The organism is Streptosporangium sp. NPDC023963 (genome assembly GCF_040639135.1).
Classification (GTDB): Bacteria; Actinomycetota; Actinomycetes; order Streptosporangiales; family Streptosporangiaceae; genus Streptosporangium.
In genome coordinates, this window is the sequence record NZ_JBEZZK010000001.1 from 939,830 (window position 1) to 953,359 (window position 13,530).

Genomic DNA, 13,530 nt, shown 5'->3' on the forward strand with positions numbered 1-13,530 from the left:
GGTCGCGCTGCCACAGCGGTAACGAAGTACGACGTCGGACGTGCCAGGGCCGAGCGGTTGAAGGGTCCCGGCCGTGGACGCGCAGCCGCGGCGAACAGCGAACGGGCAGAAGGTCGGACGTGCCAGGACCGGCAGCAGGTGAAAGGGTCCCGGCCGTGGACGCGCTGCCACAGCGGTAACGAAGTACGACGTCGGACGTGCCAGGGCCGAGCGGTTGAAGGGTCCCGGCCGTGGACGCGCAGCCGCGGCGAACAGTGATGCATGAGGTCGAAGAAGCAGAGATAGCGAAGGGAGTGTTGAACGCCATCAGGATCGCCCGTCGACGGCTGATTCTCCGCCGCGCGGGTGCCGCAGTCCCACGGATTGGAAGGTGGTCTACGGTCACGCATACGCGATCCCCGCATCCCCGCCCCCATCGGGCGGCCGGTGCGGAAGAAACAGATCGGCCCCAGGGCCGGTAGATGGTGTTGAACCTCGTGGGCCCCGGCGCATAAAGGCGCCGGGGCCCCTGTCGGCATTCTGGGAAGGTTGTATGGATCGAACACAGATGGCGTCGGCCGTCCGCTCGGAGCCCAGGCTCCGCGACACCGCCGACAAGGCCGAACCGGCCGGTGAGGCCGATACCGCGGGCAGGGCCGACAGGCTCCCCACCACACCGGGTGACGTCTCCGGTCACCGGTTCGACGACGAGGACTACCCCGCCTACAGCATGGGCCGGGCCGCCGAGATGCTCGGCGTCACCCCGGCGTTCCTGCGCAACCTGGGCACCGCCAAGCTGATCGAGCCGCAGCGCTCCGAGGGCGGCCACCGCCGCTACTCGCGCTACCAGCTCCGCCTGGCCGCCCGCGCCCGCGAGCTGGTCGACCAGGGCACCGCCCTGGAGGCGGCCTGCCGCATCATCATCCTGGAAGACCAGCTCGCCGAGGCCCTGCGCATCAACACCGAACTTCAGCAAATCCACGACCGCCAACGATCGGACAGCACCGACCGCATCTCCGCGTGAGACCGGTGACCGGTGCCCCAGCGGCACCGGTCCGGGTCCGGCCGGTCCAGATCCGGTCGAGCCGAGCCCGGTCCGGTCGAGCCGAGCCCGGTCCGGTCGAGCCGAGCCCGGTCCGGTCGAGCCGAGCCCGGCCGGTGACCCAGGTCGCCTGACGGAACCCGTGACGCCGGGACGAGGCCGGACCGGATCATCGGGCGACCCGGCCGGGGGACGATCCCCGGCTGTTCCGCCCAACGGCTAGAGGTCGATCTGGTAGAGGATGAATCCCCTGTTCACGCCGACCTTGTCGTAGAGCCGCCGGGCGGCGGCGTTCGTCTCCTGGGTGGACCAGTAGACCCTGCTGCAGTCGCGGGCGCGCGCCCACTCGGTCACCTCCTCGATCAGCGCCCGCCCCGCCCCCCTGCCCCGGGCCTGCGGCGCGGTGAACAGATCCTGCAGGTAGCACACGTCCAGCGCCGTGGTGCTTGAGTGGATGAGGAAGTGCGCGATGCCGACCAGCTCACCGTTGAGCTTCGCGCCGAGGGCGTGCATCCGGACGTCCTCCCGGAACTCGTCCCAGGCGCGGTCGTACAGCTGGGGCGTGAGCGTGCGCTCGTAGAAGTCGTTGTAGCCGCGGAACAGGGTTTCCCATTGGGCACGGTCCGAAGAGGTGAGCTTGCCGATCCTGAGCATGCGATGTCCTCCGAGCGACGGTCGGGAGTTCAGCCCCTATGTCCCCCGTGGGAACCACCCCGAACGTTGACCGGGTGTCGCTTCCCGACAAGCTGCCACCGCTTGCCGTCCCCCTGACGGTCGCCGGCACTCTCCGTCCCTCCGGACCGCATCCCCGAGATCTCCTGGCCAGCGACGGCCCCGGCGTCCCCGGGGCCGTTCGCGGTTTCCGCCGGGCCCGGTCACCGTTCACCGGTACGGCTGCCACCTGACCGTCTGGTCGCGGGACCGGAAACTGCGCATCCGGTGTTCCCACTGCGGCCGGATGCCCGGGTTGCTGCGCAGGACGGGCACCACGCTGGTGACCAGCTTCAGCTCGCGGAGGCGGCGCAGCACGGGGAAGCCCGGCCAGCGGGTGACGTCGAAGCCGTAGCCCTCGGCGAGCGGCGTGTGCTCGTCCCAGGGATAGTCCATCCGCAGGCGCCCGACCGCGACGGGGGCCAGGTCCCACTCGCGCGGGCCGATCGCGGCGCTGTCGAAGTCGCACAGCACCGGCCCGCCGGGACCGGCGATGACGTTGCCCATGAACACGTCGCCGTGGATGACCCCGGCGGGGAGCACGTAGTCGAGTGCGGCGAGCCGCTCCTCGATCTCGTCGCACTCGTCGAGCAGGAAGGCGTGCTCGCCCGGGGACAGGTCCTCCGGCTCGTCGAGCCGCTGGCGGACCTCGGTCATCGGGGCCCACTCCGGCAGGTCCACCGGCGGGTCCGCGAGCGTGTGGAACCGCCTGAGCATGGCGGCCAGGTCGCCGCCGCCGGGGCGCGGCCCCACCTCGGGGGTCTCCTCCCACAGGGTGACCAGGTGGCCGTCCACCTGGAGCGGCTGCTCGCAGCCGGGCAGCAGCCGCACCGCGGGGAAGTCGTGGTCGGCCAGCCAGCGGGCGACCCGCACCACCGTCGGCACGCGGGAGCGGGCGGCCGAGGAGCCGGCGACCCGCACCACGACGGGCGCCCGCCGCAGGCGGAAGACGGCGTTGTTGGTGAACTTGATCAGCTCGGCGTCACCGGGTACGAGCCCCGCCCGGGCGCAGACCGACGCCAGCAGCGAGTGGAGCCGGTCGCGAGTGAGCCCGCCGGCGTGGTCGGTGGTCATCGTCATGCGGCGCGCACCGCCGAGATCCGCCGGGCGAGGTCCTGCGCGTCGCCGCTGTGCGCCCGCATCATGGCGACGGCCTGCAGCGGCGCGAGGCGGTCGATGATCCTCGCCGAACGGATCTCGGTCGCCAGGGTGACGGCCTCGTCGCCGTTGGCGAGCCCCGAGGTCATGTCGCCGGCTCTGAGCTGCACCGTCGCGAGGGCCGTCAGCTCGAAGGCCCTGCTCCTGGCCATGCTCGGGTCGCGCTGCCCGAGCGCGTCGGTGAGGAACCGCTCGGCGATGCCGAGGTGGCTGTCGAGGTGGGTCACGGCGAGGTCGGCGTGGACCATGCCGCTCGTGGCGTCGAGGTCGGCGGTGCCGAAGAAGCTCACCCAGGCGGGCGACTCGCGGTCGCGGGCGCGAGCCAGCTCGTCGCTCGCCCTGTTGATCGACTTGAGGGCGAGGTCGTTGTCGCCCAGCAGCGCGTAGGCCCACGCCTCGTTGGCGAAGAGCATCGCCACGGTCCGCTCGCAGCTGGCGTCCTGCGCGCAGATCTGCCCGAGCTGGAAGAACCGCAGCGCGTCCAGGATGCGGTCGCAGTGGAGGTGGACGCGTCCCATCCGGTACAGGACGTTGGCCGCGAGCGAGGAGTTCCTCGCGTACTTGGCCTGCTCCAGCGCGCGGGCCAGGTGACCTCTGGCCGCCCCGTACAGGCCGACGTCGAAGGAGGTCCAGCCCGCGAGGTTGTGCTGGTCGGCCAGCGCCTGGTGCAGCCGCAGGGTGACCGACTCCGGGCACGTGGCCCGCAGCAGCCGCTGCGACCAGGTCAGCTGCGCCACCACCGCGTCGCGGCAGACACCGCCCCCGTGCCGGTAGTCAAGGGCGCGCAGCGTGCGGGTCACCGCCTCGATCTGCTCGACGTCGGCCATGCCGATGCGGTACGGGACGGGAGTCTCCGTGGGCGTCAGCGGCTCGGCCCACTCCTCGGCGTCCCCGACCGTCGCGCCGATGGTCACCTGCGCGGCGTGCGCGAGGAGGCGGCGCACCTGCTCGTCCTCGCCGGGGTCGTCGCGGTGGTCGGCCGCCGCCGCCCCGGCCAGCGCCGTGGAGGAGGCGTCGTAGGCCAGCCCCATGTAGCCGCGCGGGATCCCCAGACCGTCGGCGATCCGGCCGAGCACCTCGTACGCCATCACCTGGCGGCCCTTGAGGATCTCGGAGATCTCCGACTGGGACTGGGCGGTGAGGGCGGCGATGTGACGCTGGGAGACCCCGATCCGCTGGAGTAACCGGTATACGGTGGCCATGTCGCGGGCGGCCAGAGCCTGGCGCATCTGCGGGCGTTCCCAGAGCGCGGGGTCGATTTCCTGCGCGTTCCCACTGCTGACGTTCATGCCGACCTTCCCGGCCGAATTCCCCTGACGGGTTGCCTTGACGGGTTCCCTTGACGCCAAGGTAACCGGCGACCCGGCACCGCCGAAGCCGTATCGGTATGACCGATCATGCAAGGTGATCGGCCTCGCCTATCGCCGAACCGATCTGCGGAAAGTATTGGTCCTGCGACTCTCCGTATATCGGTCTTGTCCCGCACCATGGGTAATTCAGACCAGCGAGCGGCCGGGAACCCCGGCGACACCGTGCCCCTGGTGCCCTACGCGATAGGAGCGACGATGCTCACCGAGCGCGCTCAGGCTCTGGACTTCGGCGTGCACGGCAGGATCCACGGCCGCTTCCGGATGACCGCCTGGTGCCTTCCGCAGGGCGACGCCGCCCGCCGCGCCCGCAAGCTGCTTCGCGGCCTGCTGTCCCGACCGCCTTTCGCCGCCCACGAGGTGGCCGAGCTGGAGGTCGTGGTCACCGAGCTGGCCACCAACGCCGGCAGCTACGCCCCGGGCCCGTACGAGCTTCGCATCCTGCACGACGGCGACCTGCCGATCAGGGCCGAGGTGGCCGACGCCGGTGGCGGGGTCCCGCTGATCGAACGCCTGCTGCGCCGCCCGTTCACCGCCCCCTGCCGCGTGGACGATCTGGAGCTCGGCGGGCGGGGCCTGCGGATCGTCGACGAGTTCACCGCGGGCCGCTGCGGGGCGCGCTGGACACGGCTGTGCGGCACCGGGCAGATCGGGACCGGCGTCTGGTTCGACCTGCCCGCGCACCGCCCCCGGACGTGACCCTCACGCTTCCGCACCCCTGGACATACCTACCGGGCACCGCCTCCGCGCCCCCTGGACATACCCGCGGCCACCGCCCACCGGCACCGCCTTCGCGCCCCCGTCCCACACACCGTCCCCGCACCGCCACCTCCCCTGCGGTGTGCTATTAATTAAATGACCAGATGAGGACATTTGGTCAAATTTACGGGAAACGGTGGGGACCGTGAAGCGGGAAAGCAGGAAGGCGGGCCGACCGCCACAGGACGCCTCGCACCGGCTCGCGCGGGCGCACCGCATCCTCGACACCGCAGCCGGCCTCGTCCTGCGCTGGGGATACGACAAGACGACCGTCGAGGACATCGCCCGGCGGACCGAGGTCGCCAAGGGCACGATCTACCTGCACTGGAAGACGCGCGAGGAGTTGTTCGCCGCGCTGGTGCGCCGCGAGCGGGTCGAGATGATCACCGAGGTGCGGCGGCGGCTCGGGGACGGCCCGGCCACCCTCCGCGACCTGCTCAGGTCGCTCGCCTCGGAGGTTCTCGGCAGGCCCCTGATGCGGGCGAGCATCCTGGGCGACTCGGAGGTGCTGGGCAGGCTCACGCGCCAGAAGCGGGACGGCACGGCCGGCGCCGAACTGGGCGGCGACTTCCAGGCCTACCTCGGCACGCTGCGGGAACACGGCGCGCTGCGGGACGACCTGTCGCCCGCCGAGCACGTGACCATGCTCGTCTCCGTCCTGTACGGGTTCCTGCTCGTCTCGCCGATGATGCCTGGCGGGTACAGACCGTCCGACGAGCGGCTGGCGGAGCTGATCGCCGACGCCGGCGGCAGCGCGACGGAGACCTCGGGCCCGCTCCCCGCCGGCGTCACCCGGGTGGTGACGCGGGCCACCCTGGAGTACGTCGACGCCACCGTGGAGGCCGCGCAGCGAAAACTGCGCGTCTCCCTCGGCCTCGAGGAAGAGGAAGACGGGGAGCCGGAGAAGTCCGGGGAGTCCGGAGAGTCAGAGAAGTCAGAGAAGTTCGAGGAGAACACGCGGTGAAGACCCTCCCCCTGGACGACGAAGCGGCCGACCTCGCGCTGGCGGGCGGCAAGGGAGCCTCGCTGGCCCGGCTGGCCCGCGCGGGCCTGCCGGTTCCCGGCGGTTTCCACATCACCACGGACGCCTACCGCGACTTCGTCTCGCGCGACGGCCTGCACGACCAGATCATGGAGGCCGTCTCCGGCATGCCCCCGGAGCAGGCGTCGCCGCGGATCGCGGCGCTGTTCTCCGGCCGGGAGATACCGGCGGAGACCGCCGCCGAGATCCGCGCGGCCCACGCGAGGCTCGGCGAGGACGTGCCGGTCGCCGTACGCTCGTCGGCCACCGCGGAGGACCTCCCCGACATGTCGTTCGCCGGGCAGCAGGACACCTACCTCAACATCCGGGGCGACGGCCTGCTGGACGCGGTCCGGCGCTGCTGGGCCTCGCTGTGGACCGCGCGCGCCATCGCCTACCGGGCCGCGAACGGCGTGCCGCAGGACGACGTGACGCTGGCCGTGGTGGTCCAGGAACTGGTGGCCGCCGACGCCGCGGGCATCCTGTTCACCGCGAACCCGGTCACCGGCGCGCGCGACCAGATAGTGATCAACGCCTCGTGGGGCCTGGGCGAGGCCGTCGTCGGCGGGCAGGTGACACCCGACACCGTCACCGTCGCCAGAACCGGCGGCGGAAAAGGCGGGAACAGCGGGAGCACCGGGAACAGCGGCATCGGCGACATCGGCGGCATCGTCGAGGAACACGTCGGCGACAAGACCGTGATGACGGTGCGCACCCCCGGCGGCACGCGCGAGGAACCCGTGCCCGAGGACATGCGCCACCGGGCCGTGCTCGACCCTGCCCAGGTCATCCGGCTCGCGCGGCTCGCGACGGAGATCGAGGAACTGTACGGGACGCCCATGGACGTGGAGTGGGTCAGGCGCGAGGGGACGTTCCTCATCGTGCAGGCCCGCCCGATCACCCGCCTCAGGCAGCAGGTCGAGGAGTGGAACGACAGCCTGACCGGCGACTACCTGTGGACCGGCGCCAACCTCGGCGAGGCCATCCCCGACGTGATGACGCCGTGCACGTGGTCACTCGTCCAGATCTTCATCCGGGAGGCGATGTCGACGTCGGCACTGCCGGGCTTCAACATGGTCGGCAACATCGGCGGCCGCTTCTACATGAACCTGAGCGTCGTGTTCTCGGTGGCGCGCGCCCTGGGCATGAGCAGGCGGCTCGGCGCGGTCGAGCAGGTCTTCGGCAGGTTGCCGCGCGACCTGGACGTGCCGCTGCTGCCCGCCTCACGATGGCGGATCATCAAAAGCGTGCTGCCGCTCGCCTTCACCCTGCGCAGGCGGATCGCGGCCAACACCCGGAGGATGCCCGGTTTCCTCGCCACGGCGCGACGGCGATGCGAGGAGCTGCGCGGGCGGATCGCCGTCACCGCGACCCCGGGCGAGCTGGCCGGGCTGTGGGAGGCAGAGCTGCTCCCGTACTTCGTCGAGGCCTGCCAGACCCTGGAGGCCGCCGGGCGGCAGGGCGGCAACACCCTGGTCATGACCCGCGCCAGGCTGCGCGAGATGGTCGGCGAGAGGGACGCCGAGGCCATCCTCACCGGCGCCAACGCCGACGGGGAGCTCGCCAGCCTCGGGACGATCGTCGGCCTGGAGAGGCTCGCCGCTAAGGAGATCGACAGGGAGACGTTCGCCCGCCTCTACGGGCACCGGGGCGCGCACGAGTTCGAGGTCTCCATCCCCCGGCCGGGTGAGGACCCGCGGTGGATCGACGCGCAGCTCGCGGCCGTCGCCGAGAGCCGCGGGCACACCGGTGCGCTGCTCGACCGCCAGCGGGAGGCGCGCGAGGCGGCCTGGAGGCACTTCGGGGAGCGTTACCCCCGCAAGGTGGCCGGGACACGCCTGCGGGTGGCGCGGTGGAACGCGATCGTCCGTGACCGGGAGTCGGCCCGCTCGGAGGTGATCCGCGCCTTCTGGGCGTTGCGCTCCTTCGTCCTGCGGGCCGGGGACCTCACCGGCCACGGTGAGGACCTGTTCTTCCTGTCGATCCGGGAGATCCTCGCCGTCCTGCGCGGCGACGACGCCCCCACGGCGAAGGTCGCGGTCCGGCGGGCGACGTACGAGCGGTACGCGGCCCTGCCCGCCTATCCCACGCTGATCGTCGGCCGGTTCGACCCGGAGCGCTGGGCCGCCGATCCCGGACGGCGCGGGGACATCTTCGACGCCAGGGGCGGCGGCGCCCCGGTGAGCGACACCGTGACCGGCTTCCCCGGAGCGCCGGGCGTCGTCGAGGGCGTGGTCCGCGTCATCGCGGGTCCCGAGGACGGCGACAGGCTCGCCCCCGGCGAGATCCTCGTGACGACGCTGACCAACATCGGCTGGACGCCGATGTTCCCCCGCGCCGCCGCCGTGGTGACCGACATGGGCGCCCCCCTGTCACACGCCTCGATCGTCGCCCGCGAGCTCGGCATCCCGGCCGTGGTCGGTACCGGCAACGCGACCATGCGCCTGCGCGACGGCGACCGGATCAGGGTCGACGGCGAGCGCGGCACGGTCGAGCTGCTGGAGCGGTGATCCCCCGGCCCGCGCACCGGGTCACGGGCGCTGAGGCCGCGCGGGCCGGCCCTCGCGGTACATCGACGATGGCGAACAACGTGCGGGACACCCCCGACACCCCGGCCACCCCCGGCGCCCCCGCCGGCGGTCGCGGGGCCGCGGGTCGGCCCCCGGCTCGGCGGAAAAATCAGCGGTGCGAGACGGCTCGCTCTGTTAGCGTTGACGGAAATCCGCCGGGCGAGGTCCGGCGACGAATGTGGAGGAAGCCATGGCTGCCCGGGATCTGACACCGGGCCACCGCATCGCACCGGCCGTTCCGGCGCGGTGACGATCGAGACCGACGCCTGAGACGCCCCAGTGGTGCCCGAGTGGCGATCGGCCTTCTCCCGTGGTGCCCCGGTGATGTCGCGATCATGTTGACGCACGACACCGTTGGAGCTTTCCCTTGTCACACGACATCTCATCCACCTGGTACGCAAACTTCTTCACCGAACTTCCCAACGAGTTCTGGCGGCGCGCGGCGACGCCGGAATCCACCGAGGCGGACGTCGACTTCGTCGAACGTCACCTCGGCCTGCGCCCCCGGGCACGCATCCTCGACGTGCCCTGCGGCAGCGGCAGGCACACGCTGGCCCTCGCCGCGCGTGGCCACCGCCTGACCGGGGTGGACATCTCGGCCGAGGCCATCGGGCACGCCCGGCGGGCCGCCGCCGACGCCAGGCTCGACGTCGATCTCGGCATCGCCGACATGCGGGACATCCCGCGTGACGGCTCGTTCGACGCCGCCGTCTGCATGGGCAACAGCTTCGGTTACCTCGAACCCGAGGAGACCCGCGAGTTCGTCGCCGCGCTGGCGGACGCGGTCCGGCCGGGCGGGGGGCTGGTGGTCGACTTCAACGCGACGGCCGAGTCCGTCCTGCCCGGCTACCAGGGCGAACCACGCCAGATGCGGACGGGCGACATCACCGTCACGGCGACGACAGGGTACGACGTCGCCCGCAGCCGCCTGATCAGTGGATACCGCTTCACCCGGGGCGCGGAGGAGCTCGAGGTCACCGCGATCCACCACGTCTACACCAGCGCCCACCTGGGCCAGATCCTCACCGACGGCGGGTTCACCGGCGTCGAACGGTTCGGCGGGCCTGACGGCTCGCCCTTCGAGATCGGCGCCGGACGGTTGCTGCTCACCGCGCGCCGGGCGGAAGGTCCGCCCCCGGCGGGAACGTGAGCACCGGCCACGCGGGCTCCCGGCACGAGCCGGATCCCGGGCACCGTGTCCTGACCCGCGCCTGAGACAGCCCCCACCACCCGCCTCCGGAAATCGGTTCCTTTCCGGGTTTCCCGGTCTTCCGGCGGCGGGCGGTGGGGGCGATCGCGGCTCAGGCGCGGGTGACGCGCTCTCCGGCGTACGACGCCCAGACCGGCGAAGCGGCCCGTCACGTGGCGCGGCGGCGGCGTCCCGGAACGGCGAGGGACGGAACCGCCGCAGGTGCGGGGCGGAACGCCGGGGAACACGTCAGAGCGCGGGAAACCGGGGAAGGACCCGGTACGAGAAGACGAACCGCCGAGGAAGGCCATGGCTCATGAGGATCACGCTGTTCCAGGGGGACATCACCACGCAGGACGTCGACGCCGTCGTCAACGCCGCCAACTCCTCACTTCTGGGCGGCGGCGGGGTCGACGGGGCCATCCACCGGCGCGGCGGCCCCGCCGTCCTCGCCGAATGCCGAGACCTGCGCGCCTCCCGGTACGGCAGGGGACTTCCCACCGGGCAGGCCGTGGCCACCACCGCGGGAGACCTCCCGGCCCGCTGGGTCATCCACACCGTCGGCCCCGTCCACTCCCTCACCGAGGACCGCACGCACCTGCTGGCCTCCTGCTACCGCGAATCCCTCGGCGTCGCCGATGAACTCGGCGCCACCAGCGTCGCCTTTCCCGCCGTGTCGGCGGGAGTCTACGGCTGGCCGATGGACGACGCCGCCCGTACCGCCGTCGATACCGTGCGGGCCACTCCGACACAGGTGGAGGATCTGCGGTTCGTCCTGTTCACCCCGGAGGCCTACGCGGCCTTCGAGAAGGCCCTCGACACCGCGGGATCGTGAGCCGCCCCCGGCCGAACGGACCCGGGATGCGACACCGGCCCGCCGGAAGGCTCGCCGGTCGCCGCCTCCCGGCGCGCACCGGTCCTGCAGCATCCCGACATATCCCGATGCAGTACGCCGGCGCGCACCGGCGGACGGCCCGGTCGTCAGGCCGGTTCGTCGCCGAGCGCTCCTTCCAGGCCCGCATCGCCGTCCGGACGGGGCATCGCGGGACGGCGTCCCGGCAGGAGCCGCCGACCGGCCCCGCGGCGTGCCCGCGGAGCGAGGGCGAAGGACCCGGTGAACCAGGCGGCGAGCAGCGCGCGGTCGATCAGCGTCAGGTCGGTGCCCGCCGCGCACTCCCTGGCCGGAGCCGTGAAGGTCGACGAGGTGACGAGCACGCCGCGGTGACCGGGATAGGCATGGAGCGCGCCGAGAAGGTCGCGGATCTGGGGTGAGCCCACCGAGGCGCCCCAGCGCTTGCACTGGATGACGAAGTGTTCGCCGCCGGGCGCGGTCGCGACGACGTCGACACCGCCGTCACCGCTGCCGCCGATCCTGCGCACCTCGCGGAAGCCCTCGCGCCGCAGCAGGGCCTCGACGAGGGCTTCGAACCGGTCACCGGTCATGCGGTCGACGCGTTCGAGGCGCGCGTTGCCCTCCAGCCATTCCCGCTCACGGGCCTCGATCGCCCGATGGCGGAGCAGGAGCGCCCCCGCCAGACCCACGATCAGCACGACCGTACCGCCGATCACCAGCGGCCAGTTGGCGACGACGACGTCGGCGAGCCACACGGCGGCCACGAAGAAGGCCACGGCCGCGATCGCCCACAGCGACCGGTCGCCGTCGCCGTCGCGCCGGCGCGGTCTTCGTCCGCCGGACGCCCGCCGTCGTACCGCCTTGGCGGGGTTTCGTCGCCGTGCCGTCGCGCACCTCCGGGGGACGAGGGTGGAACGTTGCCGCTGACCCTGCCACTCTGACAACGGGCACCGACAGTTTCCAGGGCGACGTGCTTCGGGGCGGCCGGCGAACGCGGAGAGGAGCCGGGCGACGGCGCCTCAGTTCGCCCGGTGACGGCAGCACACGACCAGGTCCACGGCCTGCCGCATCGCGTTCCGCACCCCTTCGGGCGAGTCGCCGCGCCGAAGGCTGGCCAGCGTCGCCGCGCTCACCGCGCCGACCATCGCGCCCACCAGGGCAGCGGCGGCGACCGGGTCCAGCTCGTCCGGATACGCCTGGTGCAGCGCCCGGGCCAGCTCGGTCTGCGCGGTGACGTACCGCTGCGACAACCGCGCCTGCAACACCGGCGCCGACTCGGCCAGGCGGACCCGGAGTGCCGCGAGCCCGCTGGTCAGATCGCTGTCCCAGCTATTGGCGATCATCTGTTCCATCGCCCGTACGAGGACCTCGGGAAATCGCTCCCCGGCGCGGCGCTCGGCGACCGCCTGCAGCGCCAGGTCGATCCGCACGTCGGCGTTGGCGAAGAGCACGTCCTCCTTCGTCTGGAAGTGGAGGAAGAACGTACGGGTGGACACCTCCGCGGCCTCGGCGATCTCGGCCACCGTGACGTGTTCGAACCCCTTCCGCTCGAACAGGCGGACCGCCGCCTCGATCAGTGCCTGCCGTGTGCGCCGCTTCTTGCGCTCCCGCAACCCCGGGCTCTCCGTCATGATCCCAGCCTATTGCATTCCATGCATCGCTTCATGCAATGTATTAATGCATCGAGTGTATTGATTGAGAGGGAGTGGTGCGCGTGGGAAGTCTGGACGGACGCGTCGTCCTCATCACCGGCGGCGGGCGCGGCATCGGGCGGGAAGAGGCGTTGTTCTTCGCGGCCGAGGGCGCCAGGGTCGTCGTCAACGACCCCGGCGTCGCCGTCGACGGCACGGGTGGCGACGCCGACGTGGCCGCCGCGGTGGTCGAGGAGATCATCGCCCGCGGCGGGCAGGCGGTCGCCAACACCGACAGCGTCGCCGACTGGCACGGCGCCCGACGCATGGTGGACGCGGCCCTGCGGGCCTTCGGCGACCTGCACGTCGTCGTCAACAACGCGACCATCGAACGAAACCGCGGAATGGCCGACCTGACCGAGGAGGAGTTCGACGACGTCATCGCCGTGAAGCTGAAAGGCACGTTCGCGGTCGCTCGCTGGGCGGCCCGTCACTGGCGCGAACGGTTCGAGGCCGGCGACCGCGTCGACCGCGCCGTCGTCAACACCTCCTCGGGCTCGGGCCTGTTCAACCCGCTGCCCACGCAGGCCTCCTACGCCGCCGGGAACGCCGGAGTCGCGGCCATGACCATCGTCGGAGCTCTCGAACTCGGCCGGTACGGCGTGCGGGTCAACTGCGTCTCACCCTCCATGGCACGCACCCGGCTCACCATCCAGGTTCCCGGCATGCGCGAGGAGCCGCCGGCAGGACGGTTCGACCCGCTGCACCCCTCCACCAGCGCGCCCGTCGCCGCCTACCTGGCCACCGCGGCGTGTCCGCTCACCGGTCAGGTGCTCTCCATCCGGGGCGGATCGGTCACGGTCGACCACGGATGGTCGCGTGGCGCGCACATCCACAAGGACGGCCTGTGGACGGTCGACGAACTCGCCGAGCGGATGAGGGAGCTGCCGGTGGACGACCCCTTCGAGAAACTCGCCGACGCCCTCGGCGGCGCCCTCGGTCCCACCGGGCGTACGCAGCTCCAGCAGATGGTCAACGCCCTCCTCGATCAGGGAGCCCGTTCCGGCGGCACACCCGGATGACCGCGTCGGGGGACCCGTCTCCGGTCCCACCGCCCGCTGCCGCCCTCTCCTCGCCCCGGCATGACCGTCCACGCGCTCACCCCGGTCGAGAGGGTGACACGGACCCACGGACCCACGGACCCTCGGCCCGTCGGCCCGTCGGCCCGGAACCGCGCGAACTCGTCGGCC

Annotated in this window: 12 protein-coding genes; 7 read left to right on the top strand and 5 right to left on the bottom strand. The window is 72.1% G+C overall.

Annotated features, from left to right (window positions below; translation table 11 throughout):
• The first annotated feature begins 709 nt into the window (after window positions 1-709).
• Entirely contained in the window at window positions 710-1,003 is a 294-nt protein-coding gene (locus AB0F88_RS03950) for a MerR family transcriptional regulator (protein ID WP_362677940.1), read from the top strand.
• Between the two features lie 237 nt (window positions 1,004-1,240).
• Here the strand turns inward: AB0F88_RS03950 and AB0F88_RS03955 are convergent, their stop codons facing one another.
• The 3 genes from AB0F88_RS03955 to AB0F88_RS03965 form a co-directional block, all read right to left on the bottom strand.
• Entirely contained in the window at window positions 1,241-1,675 is a 435-nt protein-coding gene (locus AB0F88_RS03955; RefSeq protein ID WP_362677076.1) for a GNAT family N-acetyltransferase, read from the bottom strand.
• A gap of 228 nt (window positions 1,676-1,903) precedes the next feature.
• Window positions 1,904-2,812: an aminoglycoside phosphotransferase family protein gene (locus tag AB0F88_RS03960; protein ID WP_362677078.1), complete on the bottom strand. Its 909-nt coding sequence runs from the start codon at window positions 2,810-2,812 to the stop codon at window positions 1,904-1,906.
• Window positions 2,809-4,179, bottom strand: a complete 1,371-nt coding sequence (locus AB0F88_RS03965; protein ID WP_362677080.1) for a helix-turn-helix transcriptional regulator — start codon at window positions 4,177-4,179, stop codon at window positions 2,809-2,811. Before AB0F88_RS03965 ends, AB0F88_RS03960 begins: the two co-directional genes overlap by 4 nt.
• A gap of 198 nt (window positions 4,180-4,377) precedes the next feature.
• Here AB0F88_RS03965 and AB0F88_RS03970 point away from each other — a divergent pair, with 198 nt between their 5' ends.
• The 5 genes from AB0F88_RS03970 to AB0F88_RS03990 all read left to right on the top strand — a co-directional run bounded on the left by AB0F88_RS03970 (window position 4,378) and on the right by AB0F88_RS03990 (window position 10,631).
• The gene (locus AB0F88_RS03970; RefSeq protein WP_362677082.1) at window positions 4,378-4,956 is read left to right on the top strand and encodes an ATP-binding protein; all 579 of its coding nucleotides are present in this window, start codon (window positions 4,378-4,380) and stop codon (window positions 4,954-4,956) included.
• Between the two features lie 205 nt (window positions 4,957-5,161).
• Window positions 5,162-5,980: a TetR/AcrR family transcriptional regulator gene (locus AB0F88_RS03975; protein ID WP_362677084.1), complete on the top strand. Its 819-nt coding sequence runs from the start codon at window positions 5,162-5,164 to the stop codon at window positions 5,978-5,980.
• Window positions 5,977-8,547, top strand: a complete 2,571-nt coding sequence (locus tag AB0F88_RS03980) for a PEP/pyruvate-binding domain-containing protein (protein ID WP_362677086.1) — start codon at window positions 5,977-5,979, stop codon at window positions 8,545-8,547. The genes AB0F88_RS03975 and AB0F88_RS03980 overlap by 4 nt, the downstream gene beginning before the upstream one ends.
• 427 nt (window positions 8,548-8,974) lie before the next feature.
• A complete protein-coding gene (locus tag AB0F88_RS03985) occupies window positions 8,975-9,757 on the top strand; it encodes a class I SAM-dependent methyltransferase (protein ID WP_362677088.1) in 783 nt (260 codons plus the stop codon).
• A gap of 355 nt (window positions 9,758-10,112) precedes the next feature.
• The gene (locus tag AB0F88_RS03990; RefSeq protein WP_362677089.1) at window positions 10,113-10,631 is read left to right on the top strand and encodes an O-acetyl-ADP-ribose deacetylase; all 519 of its coding nucleotides are present in this window, start codon (window positions 10,113-10,115) and stop codon (window positions 10,629-10,631) included.
• A 146-nt stretch (window positions 10,632-10,777) separates the two neighbouring features.
• Here AB0F88_RS03990 and AB0F88_RS03995 read toward each other — a convergent pair whose 3' ends face one another.
• Together AB0F88_RS03995 and AB0F88_RS04000 are read right to left on the bottom strand one after the other, a co-directional pair.
• Window positions 10,778-11,425: a restriction endonuclease gene (locus AB0F88_RS03995; protein ID WP_362677091.1), complete on the bottom strand. Its 648-nt coding sequence runs from the start codon at window positions 11,423-11,425 to the stop codon at window positions 10,778-10,780.
• Window positions 11,426-11,668: 243 nt separating this feature from the next.
• Window positions 11,669-12,280, bottom strand: coding sequence for a helix-turn-helix domain-containing protein (locus tag AB0F88_RS04000; RefSeq protein WP_362677093.1), 612 nt, complete (start codon window positions 12,278-12,280; stop codon window positions 11,669-11,671).
• 83 nt (window positions 12,281-12,363) lie between these two features.
• Between AB0F88_RS04000 and AB0F88_RS04005 the strand changes: the two genes are divergently transcribed.
• A complete protein-coding gene (locus AB0F88_RS04005; RefSeq protein ID WP_362677095.1) occupies window positions 12,364-13,362 on the top strand; it encodes an SDR family NAD(P)-dependent oxidoreductase in 999 nt (332 codons plus the stop codon).
• Window positions 13,363-13,530: the final 168 nt, after the last annotated feature.